The organism is Enterococcus nangangensis, from assembly GCF_005405245.1.
In the GTDB taxonomy this organism is placed as follows: Bacteria; Bacillota; Bacilli; order Lactobacillales; family Enterococcaceae; genus Enterococcus_J; species Enterococcus_J nangangensis.
This window is the reverse complement of record NZ_BJDR01000002.1, coordinates 114846-129686: the sequence shown is the minus strand read 5'-3', so window position 1 is coordinate 129686 and position 14841 is coordinate 114846. Positions and strand designations below refer to the sequence as shown.

Annotated in this window: 15 protein-coding genes; 13 read left to right on the top strand and 2 right to left on the bottom strand. The window is 40.3% G+C overall.

What is annotated here, in order from left to right:
• Window positions 1–229: 229 nt before the first annotated feature.
• The 9 genes from FFM57_RS01835 (at window position 230) to FFM57_RS01795 (ending at window position 10156) form a co-directional block, all read left to right on the top strand.
• The gene (locus FFM57_RS01835) at window positions 230–700 is read left to right on the top strand and encodes a Dps family protein (protein ID WP_137598821.1); all 471 of its coding nucleotides are present in this window, start codon (window positions 230–232) and stop codon (window positions 698–700) included.
• A 345-nt stretch (window positions 701–1045) separates the two neighbouring features.
• Complete coding sequence (locus FFM57_RS01830; RefSeq protein ID WP_137598820.1) at window positions 1046–1501, top strand: hypothetical protein; 456 nt, start codon at window positions 1046–1048, stop codon at window positions 1499–1501.
• 665 nt (window positions 1502–2166) lie between these two features.
• Window positions 2167–4182, top strand: a complete 2016-nt coding sequence (locus FFM57_RS01825; RefSeq protein WP_137598819.1) for a peptide ABC transporter substrate-binding protein — start codon at window positions 2167–2169, stop codon at window positions 4180–4182.
• Window positions 4183–4254: 72 nt separating this feature from the next.
• Complete coding sequence (locus FFM57_RS01820) at window positions 4255–5748, top strand: ABC transporter permease (protein WP_137598818.1); 1494 nt, start codon at window positions 4255–4257, stop codon at window positions 5746–5748.
• Between the two features lie 2 nt (window positions 5749–5750).
• On the top strand, window positions 5751–6686 hold the full coding sequence (gene oppC / locus FFM57_RS01815) for an oligopeptide ABC transporter permease OppC (RefSeq protein WP_137598817.1): 936 nt from the start codon (window positions 5751–5753) through the stop codon (window positions 6684–6686).
• 12 nt (window positions 6687–6698) lie between these two features.
• A complete protein-coding gene (locus tag FFM57_RS01810) occupies window positions 6699–7793 on the top strand; it encodes an ABC transporter ATP-binding protein (RefSeq protein ID WP_137598816.1) in 1095 nt (364 codons plus the stop codon).
• Complete coding sequence (locus tag FFM57_RS01805; RefSeq protein WP_137598815.1) at window positions 7783–8727, top strand: ATP-binding cassette domain-containing protein; 945 nt, start codon at window positions 7783–7785, stop codon at window positions 8725–8727. Before FFM57_RS01810 ends, FFM57_RS01805 begins: the two co-directional genes overlap by 11 nt.
• Window positions 8728–8756: 29 nt before the next feature.
• Window positions 8757–8993 (top strand): helix-turn-helix domain-containing protein, encoded by a 237-nt coding sequence (locus tag FFM57_RS01800; RefSeq protein WP_137598814.1) that lies wholly within the window; start codon window positions 8757–8759, stop codon window positions 8991–8993.
• A gap of 161 nt (window positions 8994–9154) precedes the next feature.
• Entirely contained in the window at window positions 9155–10156 is a 1002-nt protein-coding gene (locus FFM57_RS01795) for a pyridoxal-phosphate dependent enzyme (protein WP_137598813.1), read from the top strand.
• Window positions 10157–10242: 86 nt separating this feature from the next.
• Here the strand turns inward: FFM57_RS01795 and FFM57_RS01790 are convergent, their stop codons facing one another.
• A complete protein-coding gene (locus FFM57_RS01790; protein ID WP_137598812.1) occupies window positions 10243–11103 on the bottom strand; it encodes a LysR family transcriptional regulator in 861 nt (286 codons plus the stop codon).
• A 106-nt stretch (window positions 11104–11209) separates the two neighbouring features.
• On the opposite strand from FFM57_RS01790, the gene FFM57_RS01785 reads away from it, so the two are divergent.
• From FFM57_RS01785 to FFM57_RS01775, 3 genes are all read left to right on the top strand, one after another.
• Complete coding sequence (locus tag FFM57_RS01785) at window positions 11210–11761, top strand: chromate transporter (protein WP_170999847.1); 552 nt, start codon at window positions 11210–11212, stop codon at window positions 11759–11761.
• Window positions 11761–12303 carry a chromate transporter gene (locus FFM57_RS01780; protein WP_137598810.1) on the top strand — a complete coding sequence of 181 codons (543 nt, stop codon included), beginning with the start codon at window positions 11761–11763 and terminating at the stop codon, window positions 12301–12303. The genes FFM57_RS01785 and FFM57_RS01780 overlap by 1 nt, the downstream gene beginning before the upstream one ends.
• A 248-nt stretch (window positions 12304–12551) precedes the next feature.
• A complete protein-coding gene (locus tag FFM57_RS01775; RefSeq protein ID WP_137598809.1) occupies window positions 12552–13499 on the top strand; it encodes an FUSC family protein in 948 nt (315 codons plus the stop codon).
• A gap of 20 nt (window positions 13500–13519) precedes the next feature.
• On the opposite strand, the gene def is transcribed toward FFM57_RS01775, so the two are convergent.
• Window positions 13520–14083 carry a peptide deformylase gene (gene def / locus FFM57_RS01770; protein ID WP_137598808.1) on the bottom strand — a complete coding sequence of 188 codons (564 nt, stop codon included), beginning with the start codon at window positions 14081–14083 and terminating at the stop codon, window positions 13520–13522.
• A 122-nt stretch (window positions 14084–14205) separates the two neighbouring features.
• Here def and FFM57_RS01765 point away from each other — a divergent pair, with 122 nt between their 5' ends.
• The gene (locus tag FFM57_RS01765) at window positions 14206–14691 is read left to right on the top strand and encodes a hypothetical protein (RefSeq protein WP_137598807.1); all 486 of its coding nucleotides are present in this window, start codon (window positions 14206–14208) and stop codon (window positions 14689–14691) included.
• The last annotated feature ends 150 nt before the right edge of the window (window positions 14692–14841 follow it).

Sequence of the window (14841 nt, the reverse complement as noted above, 5' to 3'; positions counted from 1 at the left end):
ACCAGATGTCTTTTTGTGTAAAAAAATATTGGTGTTCCTACACATTTCTGTGTAACAACACCAGATATCATAGACCCATAAAAATTTGTGTCGTGTTTTAATTTTTAGATAATTGAGAATACAAAAAGCTAATTGATAAACAGTTTCATTTAGCCCTTTTCCTTTTACAAATGATACCTTCTTTGCTACAATTTTAATTGTAATAAAGATAACTTAGGAGGGCTTTGAGATGAAGTATGAAAAAACAAAAGAAATTTTAAATCAATTGGTAGCGGATCTTTCCCAAGCGGTTGTTGTGATTCACCAAGCGCATTGGTATATGCGGGGCACAAGCTTCATGCGTTTACATCCTTTGATGGACGACTACATGGATCAATTGAACGGCGACCTTGATGAAATCTCTGAACGTTTGATTACGTTAGATGGTGCTCCTTATTCCACGATGGAAGAATTCATTGAGCATACAGGAATCAAGAGTGAAAAAGGTTCTTACGCTAAAGACATAAACGACCACTTAGCTCATGTGGTGGAAATTTTCCGCTATATCGCTGATAAATATCAAGAAGGCATCGAAGCTTCTGCTGAAGAAGGCGACGACGTGACTAACGATATTTTAATTGGTGCTAAAACTATCGTAGAAAAAAATATCTGGATGTTGCAAGCAACACAGGGGAAAGCACCAAATATCGATCCAGCTTAATAATTATAATTTTATCAGAGAGCAGGTATCTTTGCTGAGGCAAAGACACCTGCTCTTTTTGGTGTGTTTTGCTCCCGAGAAAATAAAAATAATTGTTGAGATTTGAAATGTATTAGATGATAATTAAAATGTTGCCATTTGGAAAAGAGGGATACCATGGAAGAAAATTTTGTCAATCAGGGTTTAGGGAAAAATTGTAGCCATTGCGGAGCGTAACATCACATACCAGTGAGATTTTGTACCAATTTTGGAGAGCGTATTGCTAATGATTTATCTAGAGAGAGTGCTGCTGTTGCCCCAACGCCACCAACACAAATAAGAGCAGAACAAACCGAGAAAGTTGTCATGAGAAAATGGGGAATTAGGATTCCGTTACTCCTCGCTGCTGTGTTGGCTTTTGTAGGCGTAATTTTGCCAGGCTTTATTTATCTACCCTTGATTGGGGGAAGTAGTGTCTTTTCTCTCCTCTACAATGCCATTTTTTACGGTAGTGAAAACACAGCCGTTTTTATCGTGGTCCTGGGCTTATTTTTAATTACGCCATGGATTGTCGGCTTCACCGCGTTTCAATCAAAAAAATTGTGGAACGTAACGGGGCTAATTTTTGCTACCTTAGAATTTCTTGTAGTGCTCTATTTGACTATTCGAACCTTTGCCGACTTATATTTCGGCTCCATCTGGAATGTTTTAGAAACGGTCAGCTACTTTGCTGGAGTTACACTGTATCTTTTTGCTATCGGCGTCGTGAGCATGTTCATCCTGACGATTATCAAACTTTTTAAGAAAAACAGAGTGAAGTAGCTAATTTTAGCTGAGGCCTGTTAGGTCTCTTTTTTTATAGGGCTTATGATAAAGGTTTGCTTCCTTATATAGAAGGAAAAAATAAAATTCGTGAAAAAATACGCAAAGTAAAAATTTCGAATAATCTAAGGCTCCTCACAGTAATTAGGAACGCTTACTAATTTTCAACTAGAATTGCAACGACAAACTATAAAAGAACATCAAAGTTTCACACAAAAATCAGAAAATTCTCTCCTGAAAACGTCGTCACTTTCAAAGATTAAAGAAAAAAAAGAAAAAAATTCGCATTTTTTTTAAGTGCAACTAGTCGCATTTCTGATTTTTTGTTATTTTATGCCGATTTCAAAATGCAACTTCTCAAAAAATACTGTATATTACTTTAAATAAATAAACAAAATAAAAAGGCGTTGCAATTGAAGTTAACGCTTTCAAGAGCTTGATATAATCATAAAGACAAAATGAATAAAATTGCGTAGAATTTTTAGATAATTTATTAAATATACATATTATGCAATTCCTAATTGTTATCTGACAATTCGCGATAAATTTGCTGAAGTTATTGACGAGATGTGTTTTTTCTGTTATGATTTTTTCAATCTCAAATGAGTAATCTTTAATTCGATCTATTCCATTTGTAGAGAAAAAGTGAATTTGGAGGTATGCACATGCAAACTAGAAAGAAAGTTTTAGCAACCGCTGGGGTATTGCTTTTATCCACACTTGTATTAGCCGCTTGTGGTGGAAAAAAAGACAGCGATTCAAGCACAGGAACATCAGGTGAAAGTAAGTTAGTCAATTCTTACAATTATATTTTTCAAACAGATCCTAACTCATTTGACTACGTATTTTCAATGCGGAATACAAACAGTAACGTCTACACAAACTTCGTTGATGGCTTAATGGAAAACGACCAATATGGTAACGTGATTCCAGCTTTGGCTGAAAGCTATGAAGTATCTGATGATGGTTTAACTTACACTTACCACATTCGTGATGGTGCAAAATGGGTTGACTACGAAGGCAATGAAAAAGCCGATGTGTTACCTTCTGACTGGGTAACAGGCTTGAAACATGCTGCCGATTCTGAATCAGAAACCTTGTCTATTGTTCAAAGTAGAATTGCTGGGTTAGATGACTACGTTAACGGTAAATCAACAGATTTTGGTACAGTTGGGGTTAAAGCTGATGACGAAGCTGGAACGTTAACTTATACGTTAACTGCGGCAATGCCTTATTGGAATGATATTACAACTTACGGTATCCTTTATCCAGTTTCTCAAGGTGCTTTAGATGAATTAGGAGATAACTTCGGTTCACCTACACAAGATGGTATCTGGTATAATGGTGCTTTCTTATTGAAAAACTATACAGCAAGCTCAGTTCTCGAATATGAAAAAAATCCTTCATACTGGGACAAAGATAATGTCTTCATTGATGATATCAAGTTAACTTACTTTGATGGTAAAGATACGAATTCATTATTTGAGGCCTTTAAAGATGGTACTAACGCTGTAACGCCATTGTTCCCTAATGACCCAGGTTATGCTGACATTGAAAAAGAATATGGTGATGACATCACGACTTCCTTGACTGGTGGTTCAACCTTTAACTTCCAATTTAACTTAAATCGTGGTACTTACGAACACACTTCTAAAACTTCTGACAAGCAAAAAGAAGATACAAAGAAAGCTATCTTAAACAAAGAATTCCGTCAATCCATCCAATTTGCCTTTGATAAAAAGAACTACTTGGCACAACGTTATGGTGAAGATGGTGCTACGGTTCCTTTACGGAATGCTTTAATTCCAAATGGTTTCTTAGCCATTGGCGATAAAGACTACAACACCGTTGTTGCTGAAGAACTAGGTGCTTTAAACCCAGTCTTTGATGGCCTTGATTTAACTGACGGGCACGATGCTTATTACAATAAGGACACTGCTAAAGAATTAATTGAAAAAGCGAAAGAAGCTTTAACTGCTGAAGGCGTTGAATTCCCAATTCACTTAGACTTGCCAGTTATGCAAGATATTGAGTATATGGTAAACCAAGCTAAATCCTTTAAACAATCTGTTGAAGAATCCCTTGGTGCAGACAATGTAGTCGTCGATTTACAATTGGAAGATCAAGATACTTACCAAAATACTGGTTACTACGCAACAACACCAGATGCGGTTGACTATGACTTATCTTCTGCTTCTGGTTGGGGTCCTGATTACAACGATCCTTCCACTTACTTGAATATTTATAACAGTCACACTGGTGACATGACCAATGCTATCGGAATTTTCTCCGATGTTGCGGTTGAAGAAGGTGCTGCTAATCCATCAGCTGATGCTATTGCGGCTGTTGGTTTTGAAGATTATGATTCCTTATTAAATGCTGCTAATGCTATTACTGATGATTTAGATGCTCGTTACACAGCCTATGCTAAAGCTGAAGCTTGGTTGTTGGATGCGGCTATCCAAATCCCTGTACAGGCTGATGGCGGTGCCGCTCGTTTAACAAAAGTTCAACCATTCTCTGGTGCTTACGGTTGGGCTGGTATTGCTTCTAACAAGATGAAGTATATGAAAGTTACCGATACGGTCATCTCTGCTGACGAATACAATGCTGCTAAAGAAAAATGGGAAGCTGAAAGAATTAAGTCTAAAGAAGCAGCAGCTGCTGATTCTTCTAAATAGTTCATTGGATTACTGGTGAAAAGGCTAGTCTAATCGCTAGCCTTTTCACTTATTTATATAGGAGGCGAAAATGTGAAAAAGTATCTCTTTTTTAGAATTATCCGTTCAATTATTAGCATCTTTTTGGTTACTACACTGACCTATGCCATCATCTATTCGCTTGTTCCTAGACGGTCCATTTTTAAAGGTGATGCAATGGTAAGTAAACTACAGGCTCAACCTGACAAAATGGTGGATTACAAAAATACCGCTTACGATAAGATGGCTTACATTGACTTTTACAACTCTAAAAAGTTGCAAGAAGCTGCAAGTAAAGATTATCCGGAAGTTACCGTTGAAGGTACAAAAGAAAATAAAACTATTTACGAAAAATGGGCGAAAGAAAATGGTTGGACCATTAGCGAATATAAACAGAGTAAACAGTTTTACGCAACCAGAGAAGTATCGCTATTAACACGGGTATGGCGTTTCTATTCTAACTTAATTCACATTGACCATCCTTGGAAGGTTAAAGACTCCGATAATCCAGGCTTAAAACGGTCCATTAAAATTACGAATGATCCATTGATGGGGTGGTCATTGGTAGGCTCTGGCACACAATACAAATACTTAATTTATTTTGATTCTAGTTTCCCTTTCATTCATCAAAATATTTTGCATGTTGATCTAGGGACTTCTTATCCAACATATGCCGGAATTCCTGTATCAGATGTAATCACTGGAGGTCAAGGAAGAACGGTAAGTAGTGAAGTGACTTTCCCTAATGGTGAAAAGCAAAATTCTTCTTTAGAATTAGGCTCATTACAATACACCCAAACCAGCAAACTAAATGAAAATGATGCTAAAAAGTTTGGTGATAACTACACAACTGCTAAAAGTAACTATGCCGACTCTTCCATGATGGGAACTTCTTTTAAAATTGGTTTTGTCGCTGTAATTATTACGTATTTAATTGCCATTCCTTCCTCTATCTTAATGGCCCGCTTTAAAAATCGCTTGCCAGATCGGATTGGGGTCGCAGTCATCACTATTTTAATTGCCACACCTAGTTTGGCGTTTATCTACTTCTTCCGCTACTTAGGAAAAAGTCTCTTTAACTTGCCAGATAATTATCAAGTTTTAGGCGCTGGGGATATCCGCTCATATATTATGCCAACAGTTATTTTAGGGCTGTTAGGGGTTTCCGGTATGGTTATCTGGGTTCGACGCTATATGATTGACCAACAATCAGCTGATTATGTGAAGTTTGCTAAGGCAAAAGGCTTAAACAGCGCTGAAATTTCACGGCGGCACATCTTCAAAAATGCCTTCATTCCTATTGTCAATGGGGTGCCAGGTAGTATCATTGGGGCAATTGGTGGGGCAACCATCACTGAATCCATCTTCATTGTACCTGGGATGGGTAAAATGTTACCAGATGCTATTTTGAAGTATAATAACCCGGTTGTTATTGGGATTGTCTTTATCTTTACAACGGTTTCAGTTTTCTCAGTTTTACTTGGGGATATTGCAGTAACACTTGCTGACCCACGTGTTAAATTAGCTAGTGGTAAGGGGGATAATTAGAAATGGAAGAAACAAAAAATACCAATTCTGATGGGTTTAAATTTGTCAAAGTCGATCAGTTGGCTTCTGAAAAAATTGATGCCCCTACTTACTCTTACTGGCGTTCAGTAATGCGGCAATTTTTCTCCAGTAAGACTGCCATTACCATGTTGATTGTCATGCTAGTTGTCCTTTTAATGAGTTTTATTCAACCGATGTTTAGTGGTTATGATTTTATGGATAATACCTATGTCAACGACTTAACGCGCCGTTTTAATTCACCTAGCTTAAAGTTTTGGTTTGGAACAGATGGTAATGGGAACTCTTTGTTTGATGCTGTCTGGGCAGGTGCACGGACTTCGATTTCGATTTCCGTTTTAGCAACGTTAATTAATTCCGTCATCGGAATTATTGTTGGGGCTATCTGGGGGAGTTCGAAAAAATTTGACCGTATCATGTTGGAAGTTTATAACGTGGTTACTAACGTGCCAATGCTCTTAATCGTTATCGTGCTTTCCTATAGCTTGGGTTCTGGTTTTGGCAACTTACTTTTTGCCATGACAGTAACTGGCTGGATGGGGATGGCCTACTTTATTCGGGTCCAAGTAATGATTCGTCGTGACCAAGAATACAACTTGGCCTCACGGACTTTAGGAACCCCAACAGGGCGCTTAATTTTCCGCAATATTTTACCGTATTTAACTTCAGTTATTGTAACGGATATTTCGCGTTCTTTACCAAGTTATATTTCTTATGAAACTTTCCTATCCTTCTTAGGTGTTGGGCTAAGTGCTGATGTTCCTTCCCTTGGCCGTGTTATTTCTAATTACAGTGCTAACTTAAGCAATAAACCATATTTATTCTGGATTCCAGTAGCGGTCTTGGCCGTGGTTTCTATCTCTCTTTATATCGTGGGACAAACCTTAGCTGATGCTACTGATCCGAGAACTCACCAATAAGGAGGAAGAATTGTGGCTGAAAAGATCATTTTAAAAGCAGAAAATCTTTCCGTCAATTTCAAGGTGCGTAAACGCGTATTAAAAGCGATTCGTAATGTTTCCCTTGAATTAAGAGAATCTGAAACCTTAGCGATTGTAGGGGAGTCCGGTTCAGGAAAGTCTGTATTGACCAAAACGTTTACAGGAATGTTAGAGTCTAACGGCTATATTCCTGAAGGTAGAATTGAATATAATGGTAAAATTCTCAGTGATTTAAAGAAAGATAAAGAATGGGATGGTATTCGAGGAAAAGAAATCGCAACGATTTTCCAAGATCCCATGACCTCACTAAACCCGATTAAAACGATTGGTTCCCAAATCTCAGAAGTAATCGTCAAGCACCATGGCGCTTCCAAAAAAGAAGCCAAACAGATTGCAATTGATTTAATGAGTCGTACAGGTATTCCTAATGCTGATAAACGATACAATGAGTATCCTTTCCAATATTCTGGGGGGATGCGGCAACGGATTGTTATCGCCATTGCTCTAGCTTGTCGGCCAAAGATTTTAATTTGCGATGAGCCAACAACGGCTTTAGATGTAACTATTCAAGCGCAAATTTTGGACTTGATTAAAGAGTTGCAAGAAGAATTTCAATTTACAACAATTTTCATCACTCATGATTTAGGAGTGGTGGCGGCCATTGCTGATCGGGTAGCCGTAATGTATGCGGGCCAAATTATTGAAACAGGTACCGTAGAAGATATCTTCTACAATCCAAAACATCCATATACTTGGAGCCTACTTTCTTCCTTACCACAATTAGGAGAAAGAGGGGGCGACTTGTTCTCTATTCCTGGGACACCGCCTTCTTTGTATCATGATGTGATTGGTGATGCTTTTGCACCACGGAATCCTTATGCGATGGAAATCGACTTTAAGGAAGAACCACCCATGTTTAAAGTGTCTGACAGCCATTATGCTAAAACTTGGTTAATGGATCCACGGGCACCTCATGCCGAGAAACCTGAGTTGATTCAAAATCTTCATGAACGTTTCTTAGAATTGTCCAAACATGAAATTACTCAGAGCTTCTACGAAGGAGGGGACTTGGCTAGTGGCAAATAATCGTGAAGTATTACTATCCATTAAAGACTTAGAAATTGCTTTTGGTGAAGGCAAAAAGCGTTTTGTCGCTGTACAAGATGTAAACTTCGATATTTATAAAGGAGAAACTTTTTCTTTGGTAGGAGAATCTGGTTCTGGTAAGACGACAATCGGTCGCGCAGTTAACGGATTGAATCCCACCAGTAAAGGGGACATCCTTTTTGAAGGTAAAAAAATCAATGGCAAACTAAATAAAAAGGAACAAGCTGATGTGATTCGGAAAATTCAAATGATTTTCCAAGATCCATCTGCCTCCTTGAATGAACGGGCTACTGTCGAATATATCGTTTCAGAAGGTTTATACAACTTCCACTTGTTTAAAAATGAAGAAGATCGTTTGAAGCAAGTAGAAGAAATGATTACGGAAGTGGGCTTGTTACCGGAGCATATGTATCGTTATCCCCATGAATTTTCTGGGGGTCAACGTCAACGGATTGGGATTGCCCGCGCCTTAATTATGCAACCGGAACTAATCGTTGCTGACGAACCAATCTCAGCCTTGGATGTTTCCATTCGGGCCCAAGTCTTAAACCTTTTGAAAAAATTCCAACGAGAAAATGGCCTAACTTACTTATTCGTAGCGCATGACTTGTCTGTTGTTCGCTTTATCTCTGACCGGATTGCAGTTATTCGTTCTGGACGGATTCTTGAGTTGGCTGAAACGGAAGAATTATTTAGACACCCACTCCATCCTTATACTAAAGCATTATTGTCTGCCGTGCCTATTCCTGATCCATTGCTAGCTAAACGGAAGAAGTTAACTGTTTATGATCCAGCAATGCATCATTACGAAACAGACAAACCAGAATTCAAAGAAGTAATTCCTGGTCACTTTGTATATGGCAATGCTGCTGAATTTGAACAGTATCGTCAAGAAGTGGAAGCTACTTTATAATTGAGTTTCGCCTCGATAGGAGTGATTTCATGAGCTTTAATCATTTATCTTTGGAGGAGCGCAAAGTAATTGAAGAAGCGCTGCGAGATAATTGGTCTTTGTACAAAATCGCTAAAAAACTTGGTCGTCATCGTTCTACCATTGGCCGTGAGCTAAAGCGCGCAGGTATCGAAGTTAAAACTGGGGATGGGAGAACCGTTTTAACTTACCAAGCGAAAGATGCGGAACAAGACGCACAGAAAAGAAAACTAGCGAGCCATTCATAAGATATCCGGAGAGTGTGACAGAAGTCTTGTCGCACTCTTTTTTTGATAGTTTTCGTTATTTTTCAAAATAAAAAATTTTTCTGGACTAGCATTTTATACCCTTAGTTATTGTGTTATAGTATCCTCGAAGAGACGTTTAATATGAAAAGGAGTGTTTCCCTATGGTCTTAGCTAAAAGTTTTACAGATGAAAATGTTATCTTAGAACGTGCTTTGAATGCTGAGCATCGCGCTGAAGTCTACGCTGCGGTTTCCCAGTATGCAATCCACACTGCCTTAACTCCATCTTCCATCCTCTCGGGTGAAAAAGCTGGTGAGATTCGTCTAAAATTAGAAAATATTCAACGGACAGGTTCCTTTAAGTTTCGTGGTGCGTATAATAAATTACGTTTATTAACGCCGACCGAAAAAGCTAAAGGTGTGATTGCAGCTTCAGCGGGGAATCACGCGCAAGGGGTGGCCTTAGCTAGTAAAATGTTGGGGATTAAAGCCCGGATCTTTATGCCGGAAGCAGCGCCTAAAACGAAGGTGGAAGCAACCGCCAACTATGGCGCCGAAGTAGTTTTAGTAGGGAAAAACTTCGATGAAACGAAAGAAATGTCATTAAAGGAAAGTGAACGTACTGGTGAAGTTTTTATTTCACCTTTCGATGATCTAGATGTGATTGAAGGACAAGGAACGATTGGCACGGAAATTTTGGCGGACTGGCCCGATGTTGACAACGTAATTGTCCCCATTGGTGGTGGCGGACTCATTGCCGGTATTGCTTTAGCCATGAAGACAGTGCGACCGGAAATTCATTTGATTGGTGTGCAATCTTTTGGTGTTCACGGGATGATCAGTTCCATTTGGAATAATCAGCTCGTACACAATCGAACTTACCGTACTTTAGCGGACGGCTGCGATGTGGCTTTTGCGGGTGAATTAACCTATGAAATTCTAAAAGATTACATCGATGAAACGGTCTTAGTAGAAGAAGATGAAATTCGTGCAGCCATCGAGTACTTATTGAAAAAAGAAAAAGTATTAGCCGAAGGGGCGGGGGCTTTGACCACTGCGGCCATTCTTAGCGGCTCCATCGATCACTTGTTACAAGGACAAAAAACAGTAGCCGTGGTTTCTGGTGGGAATATCGATATTGATTTGTTGAAATCTCTCGTTTAAAAATAAATAAAAGCAACAGCAACCCAGTACACTTGGTTTCATGTCAGGAAAGACCAAGCGTAACGGATTGACTGTTGCTTTTTTGTTTAACCAGCGATTTCTCTTAAGGTAGCAACCAAAGCTTGAATCGCAGGACGCTGGCTTTTACTTTTTAGATAAACCAGGTAGTTGGGATGAGCCAAAGAAAAATCAGCCGGAGCTACACTACATAAACCAGCGGGAATTTCTTTGGTTTCCGGTACCAAGGTCACACCAAATCCGGCGGCGGCTCCTTGCAATAGAGTTTCCGTAGAAGCGCTAGTCCACAAAGGAGTTAAGGGCAAGCCTCCTTTTAAAAAAGCCTGCTCTAAATTATCACGAAAAGAACTGCCGCTTTCCCGCAATAAAAGCGGCAGCTGGGCTACGGCACTTAAGGTGATGGTTTCTTGTTGGAAAAATTTTGGTTGACCGACGAAAACTAGTTTTAAAGGCTGTAAAGGGATATTGATAAACTCCGGTTGCGTAATGGGTCCGGCTAGTAAACCAACATCAAGTTCGTTGTCCCATAATTTTTCCCAAACGGTTTTAGCATTAGTGATACTCACTTGCAAGGGTGTTTGAGGAAATGTTTCTTGAAATTTTTGCAGTGCCGGAATCAACAAGGTTTCCCCAAAGGTCAAGCTAGCACCTACGCGAATGGGAATCTCATCCACGGGACCTTGAAAAAGTTGCAGCAAGTCTTGATAGTCCGCTAATAATTTTTTGGCTTGTTGCTGAAAAAGTTTACCGGCGCTATTGAGGTAGATGCGGCCGTTAAGTCGGTCGAATAGTAAAGTGTTTAGTTCCGTCTCCAATTCTTTTAAGGTTTTCGAGACGGCGGGTTGGGAAATAAAAAGTGTTTCGGCAGCCTTTTTGATACTACCACTGGCGGCAATTTGTAAAAAGACTACTAATTGACGATGATTCATGTTGCACTCCTTTTTAGTTAATGTATTAGTTAATTATAGTTTACCAAATTTATCCTTTTTGTTAAGTGAAAGGTGGTGGATAATAGCGCTAAGGGAGTGAAGTATTTTGGAAAAGAATTGGACTTTATTTAAAATTTATTTTGCCGCTGGAGCCTTGACGTTTTCTGGCGGGATGGCGATGTTGCCCTTAATCGAAAAAGAATTGTGTAAAAAGCGTCACTGGCTGGAAAAAGAAGCATTGTATTCAGATGCAGCCATCGCCCAGACTTTACCAGGAGTGATTGCTCTAAACACCGCTTTTCTAATTGGCAAACGAACCAATGGCGTAGCCGGGATGCTTTTTGCCGGCTTAGGGGCAATTTTCCCAGCGTTTACCTTAATGGCTTTAGCGACGGCTTTTTATCAAATGATGCCCAAAGAAGGACCTATCCTGTGGGCTTTGACGGGTGTTCGGGCGACATCGGCGGCCTTCTTGTTTGCGGCAGCGTATACGGTGGCCCGTTTTAACTTAAAGACGTGGCTCTTAAAAGGAATCGCTTTGTTTGCTTTTGTCTTTGCGGCGTGGAATTTAATTTCAGTACCGTGGATTTTAGTCATTGCAGCCAGCTTAGGGGCAGCTTTTTATCGGCAACCCAGACAAACTAAGGAGGGCGCCTAATGTTATTACGTTTATTTCTTTCTTTTTTGAAGATTGGCTTTTTAGGCTTTGGTGGTGGTTATGCCATGCTGCCTTTGATTTTACAAGAAGGGGAAAAATTTGGCTTAACCTTGCGGCAATTTGCTGACTTGAACGCCTTAGATTTTTTGGTGCCAGGTCCCATTGCTATTAACTCAGCCACGTATGTAGGCCAGCTTTTTGGCGGTTTTATTGGCGGGTTGGTGGCCAGTCTAGCCGTGACGGTCCCTTCTTTTATTTTCGTGCCACTTTTTTTGCGCTATGAAGAGACCTTGCAAGGAAACATCTACTTAAATGGCTTACTGGAAGCCATGAAAAATGCTTCCGTTGGCTTAATTTTAGCTGTCGCGTTTACGCTAGCGGCAGAAACGATTTTTCCTAACGGTTTCACTGGTGGTATTTCTTGGTTAACGCTGGGGATTTTAGCAGTAACCTTACTCTTTCACTTGAAGTGGGACGTTAATCCGATTTTTTTAACTGTAGCTGCAGGCGTTGTTGGCTATGTCGCGTATTATTTACAATAAATACTGGAGCGTGTGGCAAAAAATGCTAGACGCTCTTTTTCTTAGTAAACGGGGTGGGTCAGGGTCAACTTTTTTGTGTTTGAAATCTTGGGTAAAATAGCGTAAAATGTTTCACCGCAATGCTCGTTACACAGGAAATGAGGTTTTTGAATGTATCAATTGCTACAACTTAGTCCGGCGGCTTTAAAAAAGCGTTTCGGCAAACGAAAGATCGGCATCAGCAACGAAAACTAGTGGGGGCACTTGTCTTGCGTAGTGTTTTAGTTATTGCCTTTGCGATTAGCTACATCAGCCTGTTCACTTTGTTATTTGGAACGGCTAACAGTAGTGTGGCGGTGGGGAGTTTTTGTATTTTGCTCGGTCTGCGTTTTGTCTCCTATGGCTACCATATCGCTGAAAGTATTTTGGCGCTAGCCGTGGTTTTAGGTTTGATGTTCTTAGGTGGCGTCGTGAGTTTGTGGGCTAATCCATTTTGGAGCTTAGTGACGAACTTTTTAGCCTTGGCTATTATTTTGCTATTAACGATAAAAGAACCGATGATGGGCAATGGCGGGATTTATGTTTTTAGTTACTTGTTTATAAGTCAAACGCCAGTGCACCAACACGCGTTAGTCTTGCGCGGGCTAGGCTTAATTGCGGTCTTTTTATTGTGCAGTCACGTGTTGCATCAAAAGCACCGGGAAAAAGATCGCCAGCTGCATTGGCGTGATGTGTTAGGGGAATTTAATTGGCGCCAAGAAAAATCCCAGTGGCAAATGCGTTTGGCGCTAGGGGTTAGTAGCGCACTTTTCTTTGGCGAAATGCTGCATTTGCCCCGCGTCGTTTGGTTAGGCTATGCCAGCATGTCGGTGTTGCTACCAGTCAAAGGTGACCGACAACAACGGGCGTTCCACCGCGTTTTTGGCGTGCTGTTAGGCTCTTTATTGTTTGGTATCGTTGCTTACTTTTTGCCAGCGACGCATCATTTTTTATTGGGACCATTGGCGGGGTTATGCATTGGGTTTTCCGCAACGTATTTTTGGAACAATGTGTTGAACTGTTTTGGCGCACTACTTTTAGCTAGTAGCTTGTATGGTTTGCCGGGGGCGATTGTTTTGCGCATCGGCGATAATTTGCTAGGCGCGGGCTATGCGTTACTGTTTATCTTGTTCTTTGAATGTTTACTACGACAAAAAAATAGTACGCAAAGTCGGTGACCTTGCGTACTATTTTTTCATTAATCGATAACTAAGACGCCTTGTTGTAAAGCGAAAGGTTGTTGTTCGTTAATATGATCGTAGAACATCACGCCATTTAAATGATCGATTTCATGTTGGACCACGATGGCTTCGTAGCCTTTGAGTTTGACTTTTTGTTTTTGGTTGTTGCTGTCGATGTAGCTCACTGTAACTCGTGCATGGCGTACGACGTAACCAGGTACTTCCCGGTCCACCGAGAGACAGCCTTCGCCATCTGCTAGACAAGCGTCTTGGACGGAGTGGCTAACAATTTTGGGATTGTACATTACGGTGCTTAAGGTTGGCTCCGGTTGATTTTCATCAGAGCTTGGCACGTGTAAGGCAATGAAGCGGCGACTAATATTAATTTGAGGAGCGGCTAAGCCAACACCCCCTCTTAAGTTTAACTTTTCCGCCATTTCGGGATCTTGGCTATTTTTTAAAAAAGTGAGCATCTCACTTCCAGTATGTAGGTCCTCTTCTGATAAGGGTAGACTCACTTCGGTGGCAACGGCCCGCAAAGTGGGGTGGCCTTCCCGAATAATATCCTCCATGGTAAGCATTAATCAATTCCTCCTTTAATCCCTTTCATTCTAGCATAAAAGTATTGAATAAATAGTGCTTTTGCTTATTTTTTTCCGCAGCTATGATAAAATTTAAAGAAAGAGAAAGGTGGTGGTAGACTGTGTATCAAGTAGTGCGTAAATCGGCTTTAGGAGATACGTATACCGTGAAAGAACGCGGACTAGTCCACTATACCGTTAAAACAGGTAGCTTTTTGCCCATCTTAAATCGCATGCTAGGGGGCTTTTTGATTTTACCGCAAACCTTTCATTTGGCGGAGGGGTCCGCTACTTTGACGCGTAAACCTGGGATGGCCAAAGAGCGCTTCGTCTATCGTCACAATGAGGAGCGTTGGCATTTTAAACAAGTGGTAGCCCACTCGTATCAAATGTTAGTGACTAACCAACACGTAGCTTATGAACTGTACCCGATTCTTTCCATGCGCCAAATTGAATTGCGGCAAGGAGGAGTGGTCTTGGCGAAGATCGAAAAGGTCGCTGACGACGGTTCGGCCACTTATGAAATAGAAAACTTAGCCGAATTCGACGAATATTTTTTAACAGCATTAGTCTTGGCCGCCGATAGTATGATTCACGTTCCTTATTAATTAAAAAAAATTGTTGACAAGCGGGCTAGAAATGATTAGTATTTAGGCATTGATAAGCAAAAGTAATGATAAGAAGTAGTACGTTGTAACGTGGGTAAAGAAAGTAGCCGGTTGATGAGAGGCGCGTCCATCCTGCAGCTGAATTCCTCT

What these genes read in the sequence shown, in the direction of transcription:
- FFM57_RS01835 (WP_137598821.1), top strand. Translation starts at nt 230, where the DNA reads ATGAAGTATGAAAAAACAAAAGAAATTTTAAATCAATTGGTAGCGGAT.
- FFM57_RS01830 (WP_137598820.1), top strand. Translation starts at nt 1,046, where the DNA reads ATGAGAAAATGGGGAATTAGGATTCCGTTACTCCTCGCTGCTGTGTTG.
- FFM57_RS01825 (WP_137598819.1), top strand. Translation starts at nt 2,167, where the DNA reads ATGCAAACTAGAAAGAAAGTTTTAGCAACCGCTGGGGTATTGCTTTTA.
- oppC (WP_137598817.1), top strand. Translation starts at nt 5,751, where the DNA reads ATGGAAGAAACAAAAAATACCAATTCTGATGGGTTTAAATTTGTCAAA.
- FFM57_RS01800 (WP_137598814.1), top strand. Translation starts at nt 8,757, where the DNA reads ATGAGCTTTAATCATTTATCTTTGGAGGAGCGCAAAGTAATTGAAGAA.
- FFM57_RS01795 (WP_137598813.1), top strand. Translation starts at nt 9,155, where the DNA reads ATGGTCTTAGCTAAAAGTTTTACAGATGAAAATGTTATCTTAGAACGT.
- FFM57_RS01790 (WP_137598812.1), bottom strand. Translation starts at nt 11,103, where the DNA reads ATGAATCATCGTCAATTAGTAGTCTTTTTACAAATTGCCGCCAGTGGT.
- FFM57_RS01780 (WP_137598810.1), top strand. Translation starts at nt 11,761, where the DNA reads ATGTTATTACGTTTATTTCTTTCTTTTTTGAAGATTGGCTTTTTAGGC.
- def (WP_137598808.1), bottom strand. Translation starts at nt 14,083, where the DNA reads ATGCTTACCATGGAGGATATTATTCGGGAAGGCCACCCCACTTTGCGG.